The organism is Scandinavium sp., from assembly GCF_036271055.1.
Taxonomy (GTDB): domain Bacteria; phylum Pseudomonadota; class Gammaproteobacteria; order Enterobacterales; family Enterobacteriaceae; genus Scandinavium.
Genome location: NZ_DATBBJ010000099.1, coordinates 28,994 through 53,505, shown reverse-complemented (window position 1 = coordinate 53,505; position 24,512 = coordinate 28,994). Strand labels below are relative to the sequence as shown.

16 protein-coding genes are annotated in these 24,512 nt (G+C 54.1%); 6 read left to right on the top strand and 10 right to left on the bottom strand.

Features of this window, described 5'->3' with window-relative positions; all coding sequences use genetic code 11:
• Nucleotides 1-250: 250 nt before the first annotated feature.
• Nucleotides 251-1,903: an alpha,alpha-trehalase gene (locus tag VH187_RS20255; protein WP_329703239.1), complete on the top strand. Its 1,653-nt coding sequence runs from the start codon at nucleotides 251-253 to the stop codon at nucleotides 1,901-1,903.
• Between the two features lie 5 nt (nucleotides 1,904-1,908).
• On the opposite strand, the gene VH187_RS20250 is transcribed toward VH187_RS20255, so the two are convergent.
• Nucleotides 1,909-3,495 (bottom strand): STY4199 family HEPN domain-containing protein, encoded by a 1,587-nt coding sequence (locus VH187_RS20250; protein ID WP_329703238.1) that lies wholly within the window; start codon nucleotides 3,493-3,495, stop codon nucleotides 1,909-1,911.
• Nucleotides 3,496-3,715: 220 nt separating this feature from the next.
• Complete coding sequence (locus tag VH187_RS20245) at nucleotides 3,716-5,308, bottom strand: STY4199 family HEPN domain-containing protein (RefSeq protein WP_329703237.1); 1,593 nt, start codon at nucleotides 5,306-5,308, stop codon at nucleotides 3,716-3,718.
• Between the two features lie 143 nt (nucleotides 5,309-5,451).
• Between VH187_RS20245 and VH187_RS20240 the strand changes: the two genes are divergently transcribed.
• Entirely contained in the window at nucleotides 5,452-5,982 is a 531-nt protein-coding gene (locus tag VH187_RS20240; protein WP_329703236.1) for a GNAT family N-acetyltransferase, read from the top strand.
• A 111-nt stretch (nucleotides 5,983-6,093) separates the two neighbouring features.
• Here VH187_RS20240 and VH187_RS20235 read toward each other — a convergent pair whose 3' ends face one another.
• A complete protein-coding gene (locus VH187_RS20235) occupies nucleotides 6,094-6,852 on the bottom strand; it encodes an SDR family NAD(P)-dependent oxidoreductase (RefSeq protein ID WP_329703235.1) in 759 nt (252 codons plus the stop codon).
• Nucleotides 6,853-6,970: 118 nt separating this feature from the next.
• Here VH187_RS20235 and VH187_RS20230 point away from each other — a divergent pair, with 118 nt between their 5' ends.
• From VH187_RS20230 to VH187_RS20220, 3 genes are all read left to right on the top strand, one after another.
• Nucleotides 6,971-7,870, top strand: coding sequence for a LysR family transcriptional regulator (locus VH187_RS20230; protein ID WP_329703234.1), 900 nt, complete (start codon nucleotides 6,971-6,973; stop codon nucleotides 7,868-7,870).
• Between the two features lie 81 nt (nucleotides 7,871-7,951).
• Entirely contained in the window at nucleotides 7,952-8,980 is a 1,029-nt protein-coding gene (yhjD, locus tag VH187_RS20225) for an inner membrane protein YhjD (RefSeq protein WP_329703233.1), read from the top strand.
• Between the two features lie 262 nt (nucleotides 8,981-9,242).
• Nucleotides 9,243-10,565, top strand: coding sequence for an MFS transporter (locus VH187_RS20220; protein WP_329703232.1), 1,323 nt, complete (start codon nucleotides 9,243-9,245; stop codon nucleotides 10,563-10,565).
• An 83-nt stretch (nucleotides 10,566-10,648) separates the two neighbouring features.
• Here VH187_RS20220 and VH187_RS20215 read toward each other — a convergent pair whose 3' ends face one another.
• Together VH187_RS20215 and pdeH are read right to left on the bottom strand one after the other, a co-directional pair.
• On the bottom strand, nucleotides 10,649-12,691 hold the full coding sequence (locus VH187_RS20215; RefSeq protein ID WP_329703231.1) for an AsmA family protein: 2,043 nt from the start codon (nucleotides 12,689-12,691) through the stop codon (nucleotides 10,649-10,651).
• Between the two features lie 69 nt (nucleotides 12,692-12,760).
• Entirely contained in the window at nucleotides 12,761-13,534 is a 774-nt protein-coding gene (gene pdeH, locus VH187_RS20210; protein ID WP_329703230.1) for a cyclic-guanylate-specific phosphodiesterase, read from the bottom strand.
• A 234-nt stretch (nucleotides 13,535-13,768) separates the two neighbouring features.
• Here pdeH and kdgK point away from each other — a divergent pair, with 234 nt between their 5' ends.
• Nucleotides 13,769-14,698, top strand: a complete 930-nt coding sequence (kdgK, locus tag VH187_RS20205) for a 2-dehydro-3-deoxygluconokinase (protein WP_329703229.1) — start codon at nucleotides 13,769-13,771, stop codon at nucleotides 14,696-14,698.
• Between the two features lie 82 nt (nucleotides 14,699-14,780).
• Here kdgK and VH187_RS20200 read toward each other — a convergent pair whose 3' ends face one another.
• From VH187_RS20200 to bcsZ, 5 genes are all read right to left on the bottom strand, one after another.
• On the bottom strand, nucleotides 14,781-16,271 hold the full coding sequence (locus VH187_RS20200) for a M16 family metallopeptidase (RefSeq protein WP_329703228.1): 1,491 nt from the start codon (nucleotides 16,269-16,271) through the stop codon (nucleotides 14,781-14,783).
• Nucleotides 16,272-16,513: 242 nt separating this feature from the next.
• Nucleotides 16,514-17,800, bottom strand: coding sequence for a dicarboxylate/amino acid:cation symporter (locus VH187_RS20195; RefSeq protein ID WP_329703227.1), 1,287 nt, complete (start codon nucleotides 17,798-17,800; stop codon nucleotides 16,514-16,516).
• Nucleotides 17,801-17,945: 145 nt separating this feature from the next.
• The gene (gene hmsP, locus VH187_RS20190) at nucleotides 17,946-19,952 is read right to left on the bottom strand and encodes a biofilm formation regulator HmsP (RefSeq protein ID WP_329703226.1); all 2,007 of its coding nucleotides are present in this window, start codon (nucleotides 19,950-19,952) and stop codon (nucleotides 17,946-17,948) included.
• A gap of 152 nt (nucleotides 19,953-20,104) precedes the next feature.
• Nucleotides 20,105-23,419: a cellulose synthase complex outer membrane protein BcsC gene (gene bcsC, locus VH187_RS20185; protein ID WP_329703225.1), complete on the bottom strand. Its 3,315-nt coding sequence runs from the start codon at nucleotides 23,417-23,419 to the stop codon at nucleotides 20,105-20,107.
• The gene (gene bcsZ, locus VH187_RS20180; protein WP_329703382.1) at nucleotides 23,401-24,507 is read right to left on the bottom strand and encodes a cellulose synthase complex periplasmic endoglucanase BcsZ; all 1,107 of its coding nucleotides are present in this window, start codon (nucleotides 24,505-24,507) and stop codon (nucleotides 23,401-23,403) included. The genes bcsC and bcsZ overlap by 19 nt, the downstream gene beginning before the upstream one ends.
• Between the last annotated feature and the right edge of the window lie 5 nt (nucleotides 24,508-24,512).

Sequence of the window (24,512 nt, the reverse complement as noted above, 5' to 3'; positions counted from 1 at the left end):
ACCCTACCGTTATTCACAATTCGTTGCAAAGTGAAAGCTCTGAAAGTGAAGAACGTTCACTATGCCTCGTTTTCCATGATTATTCTGTGAAAACATGAGATTAACCGAAAAGCACAAACAGAGATAAACCAAGAAATGTGATGAAGCGCACGCTTTCGTTTCCGAAGATCGAAGCGAATGTCTACGCTTAATAGAGCGCCGGATTTTTCCCGGCAATTTGTTTTGACGCTATCCGGAGGTTTTTACCGTTATGTTCAACCAGAAATTACGTAACCCGGACACCGACGAAGCGCAGGCACTTGAAGCTGAGCTTTGCTACCTCACGGATCCGTGCGAGTTAAAACTGGATGAAATGTTCGAGGTCGAGCCGGAACCGGAAATGATCGAGGGGATGCCCGCATCCGATGCGCTCACCCCCGCCGACCGTTATCTTGAACTGTTTGAGCGTGTCCAGGCCGCGCGGATTTTTGCCGACAGTAAAACCTTTCCCGACTGCGCGCCGAAAATGGATCCGCTGGATATCCTGATCCGCTTTCGTCAGCAGAAACGTTTGCCGGGCTTTAACCTGCGAGCCTTTGTCGAAGAACATTTCTGGCTGCCGGAAGGGAATGGCGACGACTATGTTTCCGATCCTAACAAGACCTTAAAAGAACACATCGAAACCCTGTGGCCGATCCTGACTCGCGAGCCGCAGGACCATATTCCCTGGTCTTCGCTACTCGCACTCCCGCAATCCTATATCGTTCCCGGCGGGCGCTTCACCGAGACCTATTATTGGGATTCCTACTTCACCATGTTGGGTCTTGCGGAAAGCGGACGTGAAGATTTACTCAAGTGCATGGCGGATAACTTCGCCTGGATGATCGAGCGCTACGGCCATATTCCAAACGGTAACCGCACGTATTATCTCAGCCGCTCACAGCCACCGGTTTTCGCTCTGATGGTGGAACTGTTCGAGGAAGATGGCGTGCGCGGTGCGAAGCGCTATCTTGACCATCTCAAAATGGAGTACAACTTCTGGATGGATGGCTCGGGCAATCTGCTACCGAATCAAGCCTGGCGGCACGTTGTACGCATGCCGGACGGATCGCTGCTCAATCGCTACTGGGATGACCGCGACACGCCACGAGATGAATCCTGGCTGGAAGACGTGGAAACCGCACGCCATTCAGGCCGTCCACCGAATGAGGTCTATCGCGATTTACGCGCAGGTGCGGAATCCGGCTGGGATTACTCCTCGCGCTGGCTACGGGACACAACTCGCCTGGCAAGTATCCGCACCACGCAATTTATCCCGATAGATTTGAACGCTTTTCTGTTCAAACTGGAAAACACCATCGCCAATATTTCCGGTTTAAAAGGCGATCGGGAAACCGAGACGGAATTCCGCCACAAGGCCAGTGAACGCCGGGCAGCCGTCACCCGTTATCTGTGGGATAACGAACAGGGCTGTTTTCGCGATTACGACTGGCGGCGCGAAGAGCTGGGGCTATTTTCAGCCGCCAGCATGGTGCCGCTGTATGTTGGTATGGCCACCCATGAACAAGCAGATAAACTCGACACCGCGGTACGTACGCGCCTGCTGACACCGGGCGGGATCCTGGCGACGGAGTATGACAGCGGCGAACAGTGGGATTTCCCCAACGGCTGGGCGCCGCTACAGTGGATGGCGATTCAGGGCTTCAAACTGTACGGAAACGACACGCTGGGCGACGAAATCGCCCGTAGCTGGCTGAAAACGGTCAACCATTTTTATCAGCGTCATTATAAGCTGATTGAGAAATACCATATCGCCAGCGGCACGCCCCGCGAAGGGGGCGGGGGTGAATATCCCTTACAGGATGGTTTCGGCTGGACCAATGGCGTTGTACGCCGATTAATTGGCCTGTATGGCGAGCCATAACGCCGTTAATCGATGGCGCTATAAATGGCTGACTGAATGGTTAGCCATTTTTTATTCTGCGCGTCCGGCTTCGCCAGGGCCCGTTTTTTTGCCTGGGAGACGCTGGAGCGTTGATGTGCTATCTCCTCTGGCACACTACAAAACGCATGCAAATACGATTTTTGTATCGGCATCAAGGGTTCACCCCGGGCCATGGCATGACTAAGGCTGGCGATAAAACGATGGCAGGGTTTGTGCTCTTCCATTTGCCGACGATGGGCCAGCAACAGTTCCAGTACTTCTTCGTGATGAAAGGATTGTGCATGGTCTGTCCATGCCAGTTGCCAGTTCATGCCGCCCTGTAAAAACAGCCTTGTTACGTCTACATCGTTACGATCGATGGCTGAACGAAGATTGCCAGTATCCCAATGGATCCCTTCCTCCGCCAGTTTATCTCGCGGTGTCAGCACTTTGTGATTGGGCTCGGGGAGATGAACTTCCTGGGCTTGTATGACCGGTTCTTCAGGCGTGGCATCGCTGAACATGCATAGCACGGCGAAGCTGACCACCATGATAGTAATGCCCACAGTGCTCCACAGAGCCGTCGAAATTAACTCTTTATGCTCTTGCTGGTTGTGCGTCGAACGTTTTTGCGGCGGTTCGATATTTTCACGGATCGGCAAGAGATCACCACCCAGTAAGTGGTCTTTGTGACGGGCAAGTTCCCAGAATCGGTGCAGTTCATTGCTGTCTATCGCCATAAACGCAGCCGGATCGATCTCAGTGTGTCCGAGCTTAAAAGCACGCTGTATTGGCTCAGTAATTTGTTGCAGATAGTTGTCAAGCAGCGCTATTTCGATGGCGGTCAGTGGGCGCCGCTCCAAAATCGCGTTGCGCATCACCCGGCAATCTTCGAGGAAAGTATGCAGTGTGACCTGTCGTTCTGCCAGAAACGTCAACGTCGACGCCATATTAAAAATCGATGAGTAGTAGCGGAGGAAAGTCTTTTTATCAACGATAATCAGCGCCAGCTCACTAAACTGCATCCCGGAAAGCGTATCCCCGGGATCGCTGTTCGCCAACCAGTGACGGACTTTATCAGCCCCAAACTGCCGTTCGAGAAAATTATTTAGCCCTGATTGATCGGGATAGGCCTGGTTAATTAATCCCTTCATCGTCAATGTCAGCGCACGCATTTGTCGCTGCGCTCGCTCCTGATATACCTTACCGTCGGCACCAGACACCGAGGCAAACGTCAGCAGCGGCTGGCGCTGGCGTATAAATTCTTGGGCTGCTGCAAAGCGCAGCACCGCGATCATCTGATCTTGATTAATCGCCTGCCCACGCTCATACACCGGTATGACTTGCCGAACACGGTGCAACTGGAGGATAAAATCGCTGAGTTGAGCATCATTGAGGTTTAACCGTTGGGCGACATTTGCCCATCCCCCCAGATTCAGCCGGGCCTGTTCTAGTTGCTCCTGAAACCAACGCAGATCTTTCACTTCTGCAGTATGTACGTCCAATAGGGAAAGAATTTCCATCCCTGCCTGGCGAACAACACTCACACATTGTTCAAACTGCCTGCCAGAATTAAATGATGCTGTGTGCATCTAATTTCCTTACCTAATCAAAATTAATTTACCATGTAAATTACAAGGTTTTAGTTTTATTTTTATACAGCCGGGAATTAGACTACATCATTCTATTGGCGTGCAATTGGCCTATAAACCGCTAAAAATCACCGGAGTTAATACGATGATAAAAATCCCCCCTCAAGGATGAGCTGAGAATCACTGTATGAAGCAGACTGGCCCTTCTTTACGCTCGCCGTTAATTGATGACATCGTAAATAGCAGACTGAATAGTTAGCCATTTTTTATTCTCTTCGTTCGGCGTGGCATCTGCCCGTCGCTGCGCCTGCGAGACGTTATAGCGCTGGCGTGCCACCACGCCGGGCGAGGAACAAAATGCCTGCAGATAGGATTTGCGGATCGAGGTTAAGGATTCGCCGGCTGCCATGGCATGGCTCAGGTTTGAGATAAAGCGGCGGCAAGGTTTAGGCTCATCCATTTGCAGCCGATAGCGCAGCAGCAGCGCCAGCACCTGATCATAACGGAAAGCCTGTGCCTGCTCGGTCCATGAGAGCTGCCAGTTCATTCCACCCTGCAAAAAGAGCGTCGTCACGTAGATATCGTTGCGATCGATAGCCGCTCGCAGATTGTTGATATCCCATCGGATCCCCTTCTGAGCCAGCTTATCCCGTGGCGTCAGTACTCCCTCGCCCTGTTCCGAGGATCCCGCGAATGTGTCGTGGGCCTGGGCGACCGATTCTTCTGGCGTGCTGTTGCTGAACATCCACAGCGATCCCAACGCCATCACCAGTATCACCAGGCCGACCACGCCCCACAGCAGTGAAGAAATCAGCTGCTCTCGCTCCGCCGGGTCGCTGACTTTCGCTTTCTTAGGCGGGTCGATACCCTCAGGCACCGGCTGGTTATCGCCGCCCAAAGCACGATCTTTGCTGCGCGCATGTTCCCAGAAATGATGCAGTTCGCTGCTGTCTACGGCTATAAACGACGCCGGATTAATGCGGGTTCGCCCCTGTTCAAACGCGCGCTGGATAGGGCCAGCAATCTGGTGCAGATAATTATCGAGCAGCGCCAGCTCGGTGGTTGTCAACGGGCGCTGGGCCAGAATGGCATTACGCATCACCCGACAATCTTCCAGAAACGCATGCAGCGTCACACGCTGTTCCGCCAGAAACGTCAGCGCCGCCGCCGCGTTAAACAAAGAGGAATAGTGGCGGGCAAACGTTTTTTTATCGATGACCAACAGCGCCAGCTCACTGAACTGCATCCCCGACAGAATATTTCCTGCCTCGCTGTTGGCGAGCCACTGGCGCACGCTGTCAGCACCAAACTGCAGTTTAAGGAAATCATTGAGACGGGTGGCATCAGGAAACGCCTGATTGATCAGCGCCTTGAGGGTCAAGGTGAGCGCCCGCATTTGCCGTTGGGCCTGCTCCTGCCGTTCGTCGCTGTCATCACCTGAAATGGAGGTAAAGGTCAGCAGCGGCTGCCGCTTGCGTACAAACTCCAGCGCCGCAGAAAAACGTAACGCGGCGATCAGCTGATTTTCACTTACCGCCTGGCCGCTTTCATACACCGGCACGATTTGCTGAAGGTGACGCAATTGCAGCGTAAAATCGCTGAGCTGAGCATCATTGAGGTTTAACCGGCGGGCCACGTTTGCCCACCCGCCCAGATTCAGGCGTGCCTGTTCCATTTGTTCCAGGAACCAGCGGAGATCTTTGGCTTCAGCGGTATGGACTTTCAACAGGGAGAGGATCTCCACTCCCGCCTGGCGGATCATCACCAGACAATGCTCAAATTGATCGCCGGAATAGTGTGATGCCGTGTGCATCGATTTCCTTACCTAAGCTAAATTAATTAACCATGTTAATTACCAGGTTTTATTTTTGTTATTAGACAGTTAAGAATAGATTACATCAGAGTCCTGCGCGCTAATCCGTCTATAAACCGCTAAAAGTCACCGGAGTAAATACGATGATACAAATCGCCACCCCAAGGCTGAGTTGTGAATCACTGTGCGAAGCAGACTGGCCGTTCTTTTTGGCACTGCAACAGAACGCTGACGTCATGCGTTACGTGTCTGAACCACGAACGGAAAGCCAGATTCGAGAAATCTTTGAGTCGCGATTGCCGGACTGGACGCCGGGTGCGGCGCACTGGCTAAGCCTGGTGGTTCGGGAAACAGAGACGGGTGAACCGCTCGGCGTGACGGGCTATATCCATCGGGAAACAGACTGTGCAGAAGTGGGTTTTATTTTTGCCCCTGTTGCCCAGGGAAAGGGGTTTGCCACGGAGTCGTTACGTGCAGTGTGTGATTTTGCCTTCGCCGCTGGTGAAGTGCGACGGCTAACCGCCACGGTGACGGCCGGAAACATGGCATCGCGTCGCGTTCTGGAAAAAACAGGCTTTGTTCTGGAAGGGGAACTGCGGGAAAACTTTTGGCTGGCCGGAAAATGGCATAACGACTGGCTGTTGGGATTGTTGCGCAGCGAATATCAACGCTGAATGCCCAGCGGCGCTTCGCTTGCATGGGCCTACATGACTGGACCACAGGCCTGTTAAGCGCAGCGCCATCAGGCAAAACTGCCCTGTGGCGCGCGTCTACCTGTGTAGAAATTACAGGAACATACCGCCTGAAACCTCGATACGCTGAGCGTTCATCCAACCCAACTCATCGCTGAGCAGGGCCGCGATTGCGCCACCAATATCGTCCGGGAGGCCGGTGCGGCCCAGCGCCGTTTGAGCGGCGATATGCTGATTCATCTCGGCGTTATCACGTACGCGTCCACCACCAAAATCGGTTTCAATTGCGCCAGGGGCGATGATATTGACCGAAATCCCGCGCGCGCCCAACTCTTTGGCCTGATAGCGCGTCAGCACTTCCATCGCGCCTTTCATCGAGGCATACGCCGCAAACCCCGGGAGCGCAAAACGTGCCAGCCCTGTCGAAACATTCAGAATGCGACCGCCATCCTGAATCATCGGCAACAGACGCTGCGTCAGGAAGAACGGGCCTTTAAAGTGGATGTTCATTAATTCATCAAACACCGCCTCGCTGGTCTCAGCAAACGCACCGTATAAACCAATTCCGGCGTTGTTCACTAAATAATCAAACGTGTCACGCTGCCAGATCTGTTGCAGCGTTTTCTGTACCTGTTCGGCAAAATGTTCGAACCCAGAGACATCGGCGACATTCAGCTGTAATGCAGCGGCTTTAACGCCAAGTTGTTCAATTTCCGCGACAACTTTTTGCGCTTCCTGTTGATTGCTGTTGTACGTCAGCACAATATGAATTCCTTTCGCCGCTAGCTTCAGCGCCGCATTTTTTCCCAGCCCACGGCTACCGCCAGTGATTAAAGCAATACGTTGAGTCATAACCCACCTCATTTCGGATAAGTAATCAGTGAGAGAGAGCTTATTAGGTTACATATAGTCAATAAAGACGGTAAATTACGTTTCATTGTTTCAATCAGAACAACAAAAGGCGTTGGCTATGGATAAAATTCACGCAATGCAGCTGTTTATTCGCGTCGCGGAACTGGAGAGTTTTTCGCGCGCGGCAGAGTCGCTCGGCCTGCCAAAAGGCAGCGTATCGCGTCAAATCCAGGCGCTGGAAAACCTGCTCGGCGTACGCCTTTTACACCGCACCACCCGCCGCGTGCAGCTTACGCAAGATGGCATGGTCTATTACGAACGCGCCAAAGATTTACTCAGTAACCTCGATGAACTCGACGGGATGTTCCAGCATGACCCCACCAGCATCAGTGGACGGCTGCGTGTTGATATGCCCGTCGGCGTTGCTCGAAATTTAATCATTCCAAAACTGCCGACGTTTCTGCAACAGTATCCGGGCATTGAACTGGAACTAAGCAGCAGCGACCGCCTGGTGGATGTGATTCGGGAAGGATTCGACTGCGTAGTACGCGTGGGGACGCTGAAAGACTCCGGATTAGTGGCGCGCCCGATCGGTAAACTGACCGTTATTAATTGCGCCAGCCCAGATTATCTGGCGCGTTTTGGCTATCCGGAAACGCTCGAAGATCTTGATAGCCATGCGCTGGTTCACTACGCCACCAGCCTCGGTGTGCGCCCACAGGGCTTTGAAATCAGCAGTGATAATCAGACCCGCTGGTTGAAAACCGGCGGTGTGTTAACGGTCAACAGCACCGAAACCTACCACGCGGCCTGCCTTGCAGGGCTTGGGATTATTCAGGTGCCACGCGTTGGCGTAAAAGCAGCATTGCGCAGTGGAACGCTGGTCGAAATTCTGCCGAATTACCGTCCGGAGCCGATGCCGGTGTCGCTCATTTACCCGCACCGTCGCAATCTTTCACGTCGCGTTCATCTGTTTATGGAATGGTTAACGGAAATTTTAAAAAGCTATGTGGACTGAACAGCATGAGTTTCCGTCAATTTTCAGCACCTCATCGTCTATAATTTCGTTTAGGTTGTTAAAATAAGGAATATGCACCTGATGACGCCGGACAACGACGCAAAACGCCCCACTCAGGATCTCGAGTACGACCCCGTCAGGAAAATGGATACGGAAGAGGCATCCAAAACGGGCATGAAACAGCGGGCCAGCGGTGCCCTGAGTAAAGCCACAGGCACGGCGCAAAAAGTGCAGCGCCAGCCGTTTATCGCCCACCTGATCCGTGCCGCCGAACGTTTCAACGACAGGCTTGGCAACCAGTTTGGCGCGGCCATCACCTATTTCTCCTTCCTGTCGATGATCCCAATTCTGATGGTGTCATTTGCGGCAGCCGGTTTTGTTCTTGCCTCGCACCCGACACTGTTGCAGGACATTTTCGACAAAATCCTGCTTAACGTCAGCGACCCCATGCTCGCCGCGACGCTGAAAAACACCATCAGCACAGCGGTTCAACAGCGCACGACCGTTGGGATTGTCGGCCTGTTAGTCGCGCTGTATTCGGGCGTTAACTGGATGGGGAACCTGCGTGAAGCGATTCGCGCCCAGTCGCGCGATGTGTGGGAACGCACGCCGCAAGACCAGGAGAAAATTTGGGTTAAGTATTTTCGCGATTTCATTTCGCTGATTGGTCTGCTGGTCGCGCTGGTTGTGACTCTCTCCATCACCTCAGTCGCCGGGTCTGCGCAGCAGATGATTATCTCGGCGCTGCACCTGGATGCGATTGAGTGGCTGAAACCCGCGTGGCGACTGATTGGCCTCGCCATTTCGATTCTCGCCAACTATCTGCTGTTTTTCTGGATTTTCTGGCGCTTACCGCGTCATCGTCCGCGCCGAAAAGCGCTGATTCGCGGCACTTTTATTGCGGCTATCGGTTTTGAAGTGATTAAAATCATCATGACCTGGACACTGCCTGCGCTGGTGAAATCCCCGTCCGGTGCGGCCTTCGGTTCGGTTCTGGGCATCATGGCGTTCTTCTATTTCTTCGCCCGCCTGACGCTATTCTGTGCGGCGTGGATTGCCACAGCCGAATACAAAGACGACCCGCGCATGCCGGGCAAATCCCACCGCTAAAATCGGTTATCGGGTTGAAACGTCAACCCGAACCCTCTTCTCAGCAGATAAATCCAGTCCGTAACTTTTCTTTAACCAAAAACCAGTTTTATCAACCAATAATGAAATAATGTGAAGCATTTCATAGAAGTTAATTTACTGGTCTGAAAATTATTCACTTTTTGCCTGATTTTCAGCCAATCGGCGAGTTTGTTACACATTGAAATGTCGCTTTTGCTGTGCGTAATATGGCTGTTCGTTCGCCAAAAAATAAGAAAAGACTATGGAATCTGCTGCCACAACACTCGAAACTAACCAGGATATCGCCCCGGTAAACTCACGCAACAAAGTCGTCGTGGCTTCGCTTATTGGCACCGCCATTGAGTTCTTCGACTTTTATATTTACGCCACTGCGGCAGTTATCGTCTTCCCGCATATTTTCTTCCCGCAGGGTGATCCGGCCGCCGCTACGCTGCAATCCCTTGCGACGTTCGCCATCGCATTCGTAGCGCGTCCAATTGGTTCTGCGCTGTTCGGTCACTTCGGTGATCGTGTTGGCCGTAAAGTGACGCTGGTTGCTTCGTTACTGACGATGGGTATTTCTACGGTGGTTATCGGCCTGCTGCCGAGCTACGAAACCATCGGCATTCTCGCACCGATGCTGTTAGCGCTGGCACGTTTTGGTCAGGGTCTGGGACTCGGCGGTGAATGGGGTGGCGCTGCGTTATTGGCAACCGAAAACGCGCCACCGAAGAAACGCGCGCTGTATGGCTCTTTCCCGCAACTCGGTGCGCCGATTGGCTTCTTCTTTGCCAACGGCACTTTCCTGCTGCTCTCCTGGCTGCTGACCGACGAACAGTTCATGAGCTGGGGCTGGCGCGTACCGTTTATCTTCTCCGCCGTGCTGGTGATTATCGGCCTGTACGTGCGCGTTTCTCTGCATGAAACCCCGGTGTTTGCCAAAGTGGCCGCCGCGAAGAAACAGGTCAAAGTGCCAATGGGCACGCTGCTCAGCAAGCATCTTCGTGTCACGGTTCTCGGCACCTTCATCATGCTGGCGACCTACACGCTGTTCTACATCATGACGGTATATTCCATGACTTACAGCACCGCTGCAGTGCCGCACGGCCTGGGTCTGCCGCGTAATGAAGTGCTATGGATGCTGATGATGGCGGTAATTGGTTTTGGTGTGATGGTGCCGATTGCAGGTCTGCTGGCCGACCGTTTTGGTCGCCGTAAGAGCATGATTACCATTACCACGCTGATTATTCTGTTTGGTCTGTTCGTGTTCCAGCCGCTGCTGGGTTCCGGCAATCCGACGCTGGTTATGGCTTATCTGTTGCTCGGTTTAAGCCTGATGGGGCTAACCTTCGGCCCAATGGGCGCGCTGCTGCCAGAGCTTTTCCCAACAGAAGTGCGCTACACCGGGGCATCGTTCTCTTATAACGTGTCGTCGATTCTCGGGGCATCCGTAGCACCGTACATCGCCGCCTGGCTGACCGGAACTTATGGTCTTGCGTATGTCGGTTACTATCTGGCGTCAATGGCGGCCCTGACGCTGATTGCGCTGATCCTCACGCATGAAACTCGCCATCAGTCGCTGTAAGCCTCTCTGTGCCGGATGACGCTAACGCTTATCGGGCCTACAAATTCTGTAGGCCTGTACAAACGAAGTGTCGCCGGGCTGCGCTACTTCCGCATCTGCGACAAAATCACATGGCATTGATTAGCATCGCCTTCGGACGGTGAAACCAATGCCAACAACGCTGCCGCTGGCGTCACTAATGTCGCCAGCGCCGCCGCTACTGCACCGCGCACGATTAACGGCCCTGCTTTTACACCATAATCCGGATTTTTGAACGTACCGCGCACGTACAGCGGCGAACGCAGGGTGATGATACGAATCCCCTTACTTTCCGGATCGATAGTCAAATCCAGTTGCTCCGAAGCAAAGCTCGCCGTACCGGTGACGTTTATCAGGGCATTTTCAGTATCAAACGCGAGGATTTGCGGGCGCGCCACACCGTGATTGATATCGACATTCGCCGCCGCACAGTTCACCCGCACTTCATCGTCACCAAAGATCTGCCCGATGATAAAGTTGCCGACGTTCAGGCCGAGAATTTCCATCAGGTTACGGCTGACCACGCCATCATTCATCAGCAGTTTCAGGTTACCGTCGCTCGAACCCAGAAGCGCCGCGACAGAATTGCCCGTCCCGCGCAATTTGGCGTCACCGTTGAGCTCACCCAACGTTTTCTGCATCAGCTCGACGTTCGGCATCAATTCTTTGAGTCGCAGCCTTCGGGCCTGTATATCCGCTTCGCCCTGCATCGGTTTTTTATTACCCGCCAGATGGATATTGGCATTAATCGTGCCGTTCGCCATGCCGAATTTCAGCGGCTCCAGGCGCAAATCACCACGATCCAGAATGACATGAGTCGAAAGATTATTGAGCGGCAAAGTGCTGCCATGCTGGATACGCCCGCCCTTGAAGCGCACGTCGGCGTCCATAACGGCCCATTTATCGGTTTCAAAACGATCATAGGGCAGCACTTTTCCGGCAGGCTGCGGGTCCTTTTTGACTTCTTTCGTTTTGGTGCCTTTCCCGGAATCAACGCCAATCAGCGGACCTAAATCCGCTAACCGTAACTGTTTCGACTCCATGTCACCTTCCAGTTTCGGCCGAGGTTTGCTGGTGCTGTATTTCAGTGTGCCGTGAATGTCGCTGTCACCAATGCGCCCGTTAAAATTACGATAATCAAACACAGAGCCTTTCTCGGTGTCGATTTTGGCTACCAAATGCCCGTCCGTTTCAAACGGCGGTGTATCGGGCAAAACAATGCCGGTTAAGTCGTAGAGTTGGCCGAGGGAATCACCGGAGAATTTCAGGCGCAAATCAACGCCGCCCATTTTCATTGGATCGTTCACCGTGCCGTCGAAAGCGACCCGCGTGTTGCCGGAATGAATATCAGCCTGAACCGGGAACGGCGTGCCTTCACTGCGCAGCGCCAGCATTCCGCCAATTTTCCCCGTGCCGGTTAACGGCTCGCCGTTGTAGCGCCCGTCAGCTTTCAGCCCAAACACATAGTCGCCCGGCTTCGCTGCGCCGCTTTTGCCCTTATCGCCCGTGACTTCACTGAACGCCAGCGGTTTACCCAGCGGATCGACGAAGATCTCAATATCGGCGCGGGTCACCTTGTCATCCACTTTGATCCGCCCGCGATCAAACAAGATGTTATCCAGTTTGAATGACCACGAGGACGGCTGGGCGTTTTTCTGATCGGCATTGGCAGAGGCCAGATTGAAGGTCCAGTTATTGGTTTTTTCCGACAAACGAATGATGCGCGCATCCGGCTGAACCAGCTTGATCCACGGCAGATAGACGGTTTTGGTCAGTAGCGCTAACGGGGCCAAAGTAGCTTCAACACGCGGCAGATGCACCATGGTGATTTCAGGGATATCCGGCGGGTTGCCGAGAATGATGTCGTCAGCGTGGACGTGCGGCCACGGCACCCAGCTTCGCCAACCGGTTTCCGTCGGCTGACGCTCCCAGACCACACCCAGATCGCCGCGAATAGCGAACGGTCGGTTCAGCTCCGCAGACACTTTCTGGTTGATGGTGGGTTTCAGGCGATTCCAGTCGAAGGTCGCGATAATGATCACGATGACGACGATAAGCAGAACTAACGTCGCAAACGTAATACTGATGACTTTGCTGGTTTTGGTCATGCCGGGAACGCTCCTGTTTTGCCTCACCTTTTTATGAATATAGTTGAGGCTGACAGAAAGGACGGCATATCAGGCCAGATTGAGCATTACATCCTCAAGCGTCGCCATCGGAACAGGACGTGACAGGAAGTACCCCTGAGCCGCATGTGCCGGGGATTGCTGGACGTCGCGCCACTCTTCCAGCGTCTCAACGCCTTCCACAATGACACCATGACAATAACGGTTCATCAGTTGGATCAGCAGCTCGAACAAATTGCGGCCTTCCGGGGTTTTACGCAGCATGATGAACAGGTCGCGCGCGACTTTGATGTAGTCGTAACGGACTTCGCTCAGCGCCGAGAAGTTCGCCATCCCCGTGCCAAAATCATCGAGCCACAGCGGGCCAAACTCACACAGTGAAGCAAACGAAGAATCCTTCGGCAGACGAATATGCTCCACCAGCTCAAAGCGCAGCCAGGGAATATTTTCAATCTGCGCCATTAATGACGGGTCCTGGCGCATCGCCAGCAACGTTGGACCATCGACGTTCACGGACGCCAGAATGCCGTTGTCAGCGAAGAACGCGCGTTTTGCGATAAGCACGGCCAATTGCTCTTTGATGACATCAATACGCTGGCGCACCGCCACTTCAGCAAAATAGCGATCCGGGGCAATGCGTTGCCCGGGATGCTCCGGGTGCGTCACCACCGTCAGCAATTCTACGGCCATTAAAGAGCCATCGGTTTTGTAGATCGGCTGGTAAGTATAAGCACGCTCACACTCCAGCCAATAGCGCCGCTCCTGTAGGCCTTCAATGCCTGCATCGGGAATGCTTAGCTGCTGGATTACCTGCTTTAACTTCATCTCAGCTGTCCTGTTAATAGGGGAATCTGTCGGAACTCGTCATTGGGTTATCGGCGCTGACAGTGAGAACTTTATGTCCAACGCTGGCATTTTGTGTTTCTGTGCAACGAGTATTGAAGGAGAATCCGCGCCAGTTCAAAAAAATAATGGAACGATGTTTTAATATAGTTGACCCCCAAACACCCTCAGCGCACACTAACGCTAATTTTTCGATTCCGGGAAGGCTTGACGACTATGTCTAAGAAAATTGCCGTCATTGGCGAATGCATGATTGAGCTATCAGAGAAAGGCTCTGCGGTGAACCGCGGCTTTGGCGGCGACACGCTGAACACCTCTGTTTATATCGCTCGCCAGGTCGCGCAGAGTGATTTGCAGGTGAGTTACATCACCGCACTGGGCACCGATAGCTTTAGCCAGCAGATGTTAGACGCGTGGCAAAATGAGAATGTCGATACCCGTCTGATTCAACGTATGGCGAACCGTATGCCGGGCCTGTATTACATCGAGACCGACGAAACCGGCGAGCGCACGTTTTATTACTGGCGCAACGAAGCGGCTGCGAAATTCTGGCTGGAGAGCGAGCAGTCAGCTGCCATCTGCGAAGAGCTGGCGACTTTTGACTATCTCTATCTGAGCGGCATTAGTCTGGCGATTTTAAGCCCAGCGAGTCGCGAAAAGCTGTTCACGCTGCTGCACGAATGCCGTGCCAACGGCGGAAAAGTCATTTTCGATAACAACTATCGCCCGCGCCTGTGGGCGAGTCGTGAAGAGACGCAACAGGTTTATCAGCAAATGCTGGCCTGTACTGACATCGCGTTCCTGACACTCGATGATGAAGACGCGCTGTGGGGCGAAAAGCCGGTTGAAGAAGTGATGGCTCGCACGCACACCGCTGGCGTGAGTGAAGTGGTGATCAAGCGCGGGGCAGATTCTTGCCTGGTGTCACTGGCAGAAGAAAGCGTAGTTGAAGTCCCGGCGGTGAAATTGCCGAAAGAAAAAGTCGTAGATACCACTGCGGCGGGTGATTCATTCAGCGCCGGTTATCTGGCCGTACGTTTGACCGGCGGTGACGCAGCAGCAGCAGCACAGCGTGGCCATCTGACTGCCAGCACCGTGATTCAGTATCGCGGGGCGATCATTCCTCGCGAAGCCATGCCTGCATAACAGAAAAGGGCATCGACGCTGTCAGATGCCCTTTTCGTCACCCTCTCCTTTCAGAGAGGGAAATCGTTACTGCCATCCAGATTTACTGCCCTGGCGGAATATCCGTTACATCCTGATGATCGTCACTCGCGGCAGGTGCTGCGGCAGGCGTTGTCGGTGCCATCTGCTTATTCCACGTTTCTTGCAGGTCTTTCATATTGAATTCCGGCTCGCCTTTCGGCTGCTGGAGAATCAACGCCATATCCTGTGAAAGCTGCTGACGCAGATCCTGATTCAAACCTTCAACCGTCAGAGAGCTTAAAAATTCCTGGCGTAGCTTCTGGTACTGCTCTGGTGCGATATCTACCACCTGATTTTGCAGCGCACGCATCCGCTGACTTATCAGCAGGTCAGTATTGGTGCGCGCATAAGTAGCAAACAGCTTTTGCAGTTCAAGATTTTTCTGCGCAATCAGCGCATTAAACTCTTCCTGCGTCAGCCCTTCTTCACGAACTTTTGCCAGTTCACGCGCCACCAGGCCCAGGTTGTTATTCAGCTTATCATTCGGGGAATCAACGTTAATGGCGCACTGCGCACGCAGATATAACACCCGGCAATCGAAGCCGATGCCAACATCTTTCACATTGGTTTTGCTCAGATTCTGCTGCACGTGCCAGAACAGCGCTTCGCGGGCTAAATCGGCACGCCAGTAGCGTTGCAGCGCAGCAGACTCACGAATCGGTGCCCACGGCGTGTCCCACATGATAGAGAGGCGATCCTGTGGGACCGCGTCGGTCATGATACTGACCGCCGTTGGCGCGAGCGGAGCCAGCGTCGGTACTGCTGCTGGCGTTTGGCGTTTGCCTTTCAGCCCACCAAAGATTTTATTGATTTGCTCGCTGATGCTGCGGCTGTCGACGTTGCCGACCACAATCAGGGTCATCGCATCCGGGGTGTACCATTTCTGGTAGAAGCTTTTCAGTTGTTCTGCATCAATCGGTTGTTTCAGCGGTTCCGTCGGATCGTGACCCAGCATCGCGGAACCTTTCATGCGATAACGCCACCAGCCCTCTTTCGGGTCTTGCGGCCAGGTCATCACCATGTCTTCACCGCCTAACGCGTGATTAATGGCTTCCGGGGTGACGTTCAATTTGCCGCTGGTATCAGACAACCAGGTCAGCGCCTCTTTCAGCAGATCATTGCGGTTGTTCGGCAGACTCAGGCTGAAAAGGGTGTAATCGTAGGAGACGATGGCCGGGGGCATGGGATGCTGAGGATCGATCCCTTGCTGCCACAATGAACGGGCCTGCATCGTCGGTAGACTGCCGCTCTGCGAGAGCGCCAGACGAGGAATAAAGTGGCTGAAGCCCGCCTGCTGCGTGCTTTCGCTCAGAGAACCAATATTGACCTGAAGACGGACTTCAACCCTGTCGCTTGGGCGCTGCGGGGTGGCTAAAACCTGCCACTGAAAACCGTTATCCAGTGTTCCCTGTTGCCATGCCGGGTCTGGCTGGAGCGCCTCTGCTTGCGCATAGCCCGCAGCTGCCATCATCAGCATTCCGCCCGCGATGAGTCGAATTTTTCTGCCCTGCATCTGAACCCCTGAATCAACAATCCTGGTTATATACTCACATTCTTCAAGTTGCAGCCTGCCTGCGACTCGCCAATGTAGAGTAACAAAAGACAACTCATGGTCATTATAATGAGTTAAATACGTCGTTTAGACCGTGCAAAAATTGAAATGTCACACGTGCGACGAAAAATATGGTCAATTATGCGCAGGAGCCCGTAGCGCATCAAGCGACTACGGGCGTATTTGGGGGATAAGTTGCGGTATTACGAGGATATTTCGTGTGGTTTGTCAGCCGTTGCACGGTTATTGAGCGTATCGTCGAGTTTTTGCGTATCGAGTTGTTTCACCCATTTCGCCACCACGATAGTCGCCACGCCGTTACCCACAAGGTTAGTGAGCGCTCGCGCTTCTGACATAAAGCGGTCAATGCCCAAAATCAGCGCCAAACCGGCAACCGGTAAATGGCCCACTGCAGAAAGTGTTGCTGCCAGCACGATAAAGCCACTGCCTGTCACCCCTGCCGCACCTTTCGAAGAGAGCAGCAACACCACCAGCAGCGTAATTTGATGGAAGATATCCATATGGCTGTTGGTCGCCTGAGCGATAAACACCGCCGCCATCGTCAGATAAATAGACGTGCCATCGAGGTTAAAAGAGTAGCCCGTCGGAATAACCAGCCCCACCACCGATTTACGGCAGCCGAGTTTCTCCATTTTATCCAGCATGCGCGGCAGTGCGGATTCGGACGATGATGTGCCAAGCACAATCAGCAGCTCTTCGCGGATATAGCGGATAAATTTGAAAATGCTGAAACCCGTCACACGAGCGATAGTCCCCAGCACCACCACCACGAACAGAATACAGGTGATATAGAAGCAGATAATCAACTGCCCCAGTTGCACCAACGTGCCGACACCGTATTTGCCGATGGTGAAGGCCATCGCCCCGAACGCACCAATCGGTGCGAGACGCATAATCATGTTGATAATGCCGAAGATGACCTGCGAGAAACTTTCGATCACATTGAAAATCAGCTGGCCTTTGTGGCCTAAGCGATGCAGGGCAAAGCCAAACATAATCGCGAACAACAACACTTGCAGGATGTTGCCGCTAGCAAATGCGCCGATGACGCTGGACGGAATAATATCCAGCAGGAAGCCAACGACACCCTGATCTTTCGCCTGCTCGGCATAGACCGCCACCGCATGCGCATCCAGTGTGGCAGGGTCAACGTTCATCCCCGCGCCCGGCTGTACCAGGTTCACAATCACCAGACCAATAATCAGCGCCAGCGTGCTGACCACTTCAAAATAGAGCAGCGCCACCGCGCCCGTGCGACCCACCGCTTTCATGCTCTCCATACCCGCAATGCCGGTGACCACGGTGCAGAAGATAACAGGGGCGATAACCATTTTAATGAGCTTAACGAAGGCATCGCCAAGCGGTTTCATTTGCGCGCCCAGTTCCGGGTAGAAATGGCCGAGCAAAATACCTATCGCGATGGCCGACAGCACCTGGAAATAGAGGCTTTTAAACAGAGAGGTTTTCATAGGATGTCCTTGAGATAAAACCACAGGCTAAATAGGGTTTATAATCGCCTGCGGCTTTAAAATAACATCCGATAAACAACACAGAAACAATTGGCGCGGTAAATGTTAAAAAGTTAGAGCTGACTCGCGCAAGCGCGCGAGTATTTTACACGCTGACACCTTCCGTTTGCGCCGACAGATAGTCTTGTTCGAAGACGTCCGGTGGCACTGCGCGGGCAAACAGGAAGCCTTGTGCGATGTCCACACCCGCAGATTTCAGCCATTCGAGCTGCTCTTGCGTTTCCACCCCTTCCGCGACAATGCTGAGATTCAGACTGCGCGCCAACTGGATAATCGCCGACACCATGCTGGTGTCATCCGGCAATGAATCCACAAATATTTTATCGATTTTGAGAACATCCACCGGCAACGATTTCATGTGCTGGAGCTGGCGCAAACCTGCGTAGCCCATGCCGAAATCATCGAGCGCAATCTGTACCCCGGCGTTACGCAGTGGGCGCAAAATAGCCACTGCCGCTTTCGGGTCGTCAATACGGCGGCTTTCGGTCACTTCCAGCACTAATGTGCCGCGCTCGATACGATAGCGATTCAGCAACTCCAGCATGTCCGACACCATATCGTGATGCAGCAGTTGCAGCGCTGACAAGTTCACCGATAACGGCATCATGATCCCGCGACTCTGCCACGCGGCAAGCTGGCGGCAGGCTTCCTCAAGCACCCAGTAGCCGACGGTGATCATCAGCCCACAGGATTCAATGCGTTCGATGAGGTCGGGTGGCAGTTCCCAGCTTCCGTCCGTCTGGCGTAAACGCAACAACACTTCTGCGCTGCAGACTTTGCCACTGGCTATCTCAACCTGCGGCTGTAGCCACACGGCAAACTGCTGGCTATCAAGGGCAGTAAGAATATCGCTCTCTTCGGTCAGACGCTGTTGGGCCTTTTCCATCTGCACTGGGTCAAAAAATTCAATCTGGTTTTTGCCTTTGCGGCGAGCGGTGAAGGCCGCCGAAACGGCGCGGCGATAAAGCTGTTCCGCACTCATATCGCCATGGAACATGGTAATCCCAATGCTGGCGCTCGGACGGAGCTGAATCCCCTGTAATGGCAATCGTTCATTAATGATAGTGAGCACTTGCTGACCTAATGTGATCGCGTGCCACGGCTCTTTCACACCATGAGCCAGAATTGCAAAGTCATAAGCACTGACCTGCGCTAACACCATCCGGGGCGAAATGACCGATTTGAGTTTTTCCGCCAGTGTCAGCAACAGCATCTCGCGCTGGCTTTCCTGCAACACGCCCGCCGTGTCCTGCAACGTTTCGCACGCCACAATCATCAGCGCGGTGGTTTTCTTATGCACCACCGTCTGTTCGAGCAAAGCCAATAAAAACGCTTTGTTCGGCAAGTCGGAGATCGGAAAACGGGTGGACTGGCTGCTTAATTCTTCATGTTGGCGCAGCAGGATTTGCTGATTGCGGTTATAACTGCGCACCAGCATGCCGATTTCATCATCATGATGCAGGCGCGGCAGCGTCAGTTGATGACCGACACGCTCCTGAGGTGAAATATCATTCAACTCACGCGCCAGCACACGCAACGGGCGCACGATCAGCCGGTTGATACACCAGGTGATCGCCACGGTCAGCATCAACACCAAAAGTAAGTAAGCAGTCACTAACGTCGCGAGCGCGCTCATTACGAATTTGTAGGAGCGATAAGAATCTGATTGCAGCACCAGATAAGCCAGCGGCTGAGGATTTGCCGGGCGTTGGAGCGAATAAATGGGTAGCGAAATCTGTACCGGCAATTCAAACAGTCGGGTGATCATCACCGGCACCGGACGCTCTTCGATAAAGCGCATTCGTAGCGCCTGGAACTGATTCGGCAAAACCACATCGGCGCGGCTGACAATCCCGGCAGGCTGAATGCGCCCCAGAATCGTCTCGGCTTCGGGGATATCCCCTTTGAGAATGGCGGAAGAGAGCGGTTCGCGAACGGCGCGTGCCACACTTTCAAGCTGAGTGGCGGTGGAATAACGGTTTTGCTGCACGAAATGGAACATCAAAATGGAACAAAAGACGAACGCAAACACCATGGTGACACCGGCCACCATAGCCATCTGTTTAATTGTGAGTGAGCGACTAACGCGCAAATGAACTCTCCCCAGAGTAAAACCACGCCGTTCGGCGCATCACGATAATGCCGGGTTAGCGCAATTGAACCCGGCATTACGTGATTTTCGGCACATTATACGCTAAGAGGCCGCCCGGCGGGATGGCCTAAAGTGGAATTAAGGCTAATCCGTTACCAATCAGCATAAGGCACCAACGGCTGCGGAGGGAGATCCATATCACCCTGCCAGCCTGCCGCAGAATAACGCACATACAGTAAAGCATGGCTTGGGGTGTAATCTTTCGCCTGCTGAATATCTACCGCCGCACCGATAAACCAGTTTGACGTCATACGCCGTTCGATTAAGGCATGCGCCGTGTAACCAAAGCCATTACTGCTACTGCCGCTGTCGATGGTGTCGCCGCCCCGGAAGTTGGACGGTAACAGATTTTGCTCAGGATAACGTGCCTGAGAGTTAGTCTTCGAATGTGACCATGACACCGACCCGCCGAGTTCCCAGGACCAGTTTTCAGTACGCTGACGCCAGTTCACTGGCACGGCAAACGACAAATATTGCTGCGGGCTGTAGTAGCCGCCCTGACCGAGCGTGTAGCCGCTGAGATCTTTGTCGTAGTGCCAAATCATATTGTTCAGGCCAACGGTGACCCGGCGATTATTCTCGTTGATAAGTTTGTAGTAATAACCGGCCATCCAGCGGGCGCGCCAGTTATCTTCCACGTTCTGCCCGGTGAGCGAGTCTGCGCTCAAAGAGGCCCAGACGCCGTTGGCTTCGCCTTTATCGTAGCTGAGGCTTACGCCGCCACCGTCGGCACGCACGCCGCCCCAGGTGGTGCCCGTGTTGGTGTCTTTCTGCCCACCAAACGCCAGCAACGAACTGGAAATCGGTCGGCGATGGCCTTCCACGGTATAACCGAGCGAACCGATGCTGTTGCTGTAACTCAGGCCGCCCACCACATCGACGACATCAAAGCCCATCGGCGTCGTGCCGATATCCACGTCCCAGGTCGCGTTGCGCCAGCCGACGGCGACGCTTGCGCCTTTATCTTTCTGGCTGGTGCTGCCGTAGCATTTCGCGTCATCAGTACAGGTGCCCCACTTCGGCGAATAGCCGCCATCGCTGTCGGTGGAGAAGGTTCCGGCGTTCATGTTGACGTAATCACTGCGGAAGAACATGCGTCCGTCCGCTAACGGCGCATCCACCTGAAGCATCGTGGTGTGCGCTTTCAGATCGGAATAACCGCCAGTACCGCTTGAGCCCCAGTAGTTATGTTCCAGCGTGACGTTCACATCCTGCTGACGATAGAGATCGGCGGCATCGCTGCGCACGCCGCGCTTGAGCCAGTCATCTTTTTCATCGTTACGGGTCAGACGGGTAAAGCTGTCGTTATCCTGAGGACGGCTCGGCGTTATACCTGCCGCGACCATCGCATCTTTGTAGCCGTCGAGCGCCTGCTTCGGGCTGCCGTTCTGGGCCTGGAAGCGCGAGTTATCACGCAATACCAGCGCGCTTTCCATCGAAGCGGGCTGCGCTTTGGCCTGCGGCACAATCGAACTGAAAATCTGCTGCGCCCGAGCGGTGTCGCCCAGACTCGAATTTACCAGCGCGGTACGGCGCTGCGTATTGAGCGAGCGTGTTTCACCCGCCGCAGGGGCTTTCAATTGCGCGAGTTGCTCACGCGCGGCGGCGTCATTGCCTGCAGCGGCATACACTTCAGCAAGGCCCAGACGCGCGTCATCATTGCTGGCTTCTTTCGCCAGGACCGCGTTGTATTCCGTAATCGCCGCCCCGGTATCGCCGCGTTGCTGCGCCCAGTCGGCGAGCGTCAAATCGAATCGCGTTGACGACGGCGGCTGTTTCAACAATGCAATGGCCTGATCTTCATGACCGTTATCACGCAGCAAATTGGCTTTTTGCAGGATCTGATCGGACTGCAAACGATCTGACAGCTCCTGAATATTGGCGTTCCATTGGCTTTTTGGCAGCCCGTTGAGATGGGATATTGCCGCCAGATCTTGTCCGTTCCCGGAGAGATATAAGCTGTAGGCGTAGACCTGATCCGGATCGCCGGATTGCTTCTGCGCCAGGCTCATCATCAAATTGTCGGCTTCGCTGCGCTGCCCGGCGCTGGCAAGATCTTTCGCCAGGCGATAGGTTATCCACACGCTGTCTGGATCGAGCGCCAGCCTGCGGCGCTGCACTTCGGCCGCCTGCGCCCAACGACCCTGATTTTCCAGGGTTTCAGCTTGCTGCGACAAACGATCGTTGGTCAGACTGCGTTCAATATCGTCAATGCTCCGACGCTGACGAGCGTTGAGTCCGTTAATAAACTCCGTCGCTTTCTCGGGGGATTCAGCACGATAAATGTTCGCCAGCCCGCGAATGGCGTTGCTGTTGGTGCGATCCAGACGCAATGCCTGTTGGTAATAACGTTCTGCCGCCGCACTGTCGTTGCGCGCGATAGCGACATCCCCCAAACCCAACGGCGCATAGCTGTTGGTGCTGTCGACACGCTGAGCTTGCCGATAAAAACGTTCGGCCTGATCGAGATTTTTGGCTTTCAGGGCCGCATCGCCTTTGCGCAAAAGCGGCCAGTAAATCTGCCAGGTTTGCGGTTTGCTGGCTTCGACCTGCGCCACTTCCGCGGCTTTTGCCTGCTGTTCCGCTTTGGCGTGGAACGCCGGATCGGCGAGTTTCTGTTGCTGATCGGCTAGCTGGCCGCGAGCCTGATCGGCAAGATCGCCGGTTGTGAACAGAGTCAGGAAACGCTGGAGCGCTTTCACACTGGCATCGCTGACGGGCTGATTTTTTATCTGATCGAACCAAATATCTGCCGCCGTTCCCCGCCCCGCATTGGATTTCGCCATCTGCTCAAGCACCGCATAACCTTCATCCTTGCGATTATCTTTGAACAACATTTTGGCAAGCGTGGTCTGCAACTGAACGTTACCCGGCGCCTTCGCGTTGAGCGCTTTGAGTTTGTTAACAGCGTCGTTGTGACGAGCAGGGATCTGCGCCGCAGCGGTCCAGTATTCCACCGCCATATCGCCATCCGGCGGCGTGCCATTGAAGAGCTGATCGTAGAGCGCCAGCCCCTCAGGAACATGCCCGGTTGCTACCTGCAAACGTGCCTGCTGCAACGCCTGACGGCCCTTGCCAGTCGATAGCTGAATTTCACTTTGCGAGGATTTATACGCATCCGACTCAGGCGCAAGGGTTTTCAGGCGGTCGAGTTGTTTTTGCGCGCCTGCGGCATCGCCCTGACGCAGTAAATAACGCAAACGTGCGGCGATAACCTGTGGGTCGTCAGGCGCGATAAGCTCGAGGCGATAGAGCGACTGGCGCACCAAATCTTCACGCTTCGCCGATTCCCCCAAACGCACCTGATTGAGTAACTGTTGTTGCGCCGATGTCGGCGCGGCCTGGGCTAATGGCATGAGCGCCATCCCAAGCGAGAGGCTGAGTAAACTTAATGAGAACGTGCGCATGCCTGGCCCCAGTCAGGTAAAAGTTCACCACGGGCGGTGAACCGAAAACGGTGTTGATCCCATCCTTGCCCGAACAGGGTCAGAACATAGCTGTAATAGGCATCATTGCCGGGGAAATGGTCGGCGACGCGCTGGCGTTGTACCGCCTGAGCATCGCGATTTTGCAAGAATGGCAGCAAGGAAGCGGAGAAGCCCACCGGTCCGTCACCGTCAATCTTGCCGGTGGCGATATCGATTTTTTCAGGCGGGAGCCCCGTCGATGTGGTGCGTGTCGCCATCGGTTTAAACTTCGCCAGCAGCCGTGCTTTCTGCGGGTCAGCGTCGTTCAGCATGCCCGTCCACAGATACACACGAATCGCGTCGTAACTGCCTTGCAGCGATTTATCCTGCTTGAGTTGCCAGCCTTTTTTATTATCGAAACGCACCCAGTTTGGCGAATAGCCTTTTGGCGCAGTTTCCAAAAGAAGACGCAGATTGGTGACCTGTAACGCATTCCATGGCGCGCCAAAACGCTCGAAATAGCTCGCCAGCTGCGGCGGGAGGTAGCTCGGATTGAAACGCCAGCCCGCATCATCGACAAAACCAACTTTGCCCGGCAATAGCATCGAACCCAGACCGGGCACTTTCACCACTTCATCTTTGGCAATGCGTGACAGCAGCGCTTTTCCGGTTTCCGTGTACTGAGGCATTTTCCACAGACGCCCGGCTTCCAGCAGCGACCAGGCAATCCACACGTCAGCATCTGACGCAGAGTTGGTGTCGAGAACGCTCCAACTGTTGTCCTCTTTTTTGCCCCACAGCCAGCCTGGCAGATGGGCTTTTAAATCGCCTTCCGCCAGATTGTTTTGCGTCCAGTTAAACAGCGAGGCGAACGCGTCGCGATCGTTGGCGGCAAGGGCAAAGAACAGCGCGTAGCTTTGCCCTTCGGAGGTGGTAATTTTCCGCGCATCGCTCGGGTCAATTACCCGGCCACCGTCGCTGATATAGTCTTTTTTGAACTGCTCCCACGCAGGCCAGTTGCAGGCGGCAGAGGCCTGCAACGTCACCAGCGTCAGTAGCGCCAGGCATCCCTGGCGTACGCCTTTCATCATCG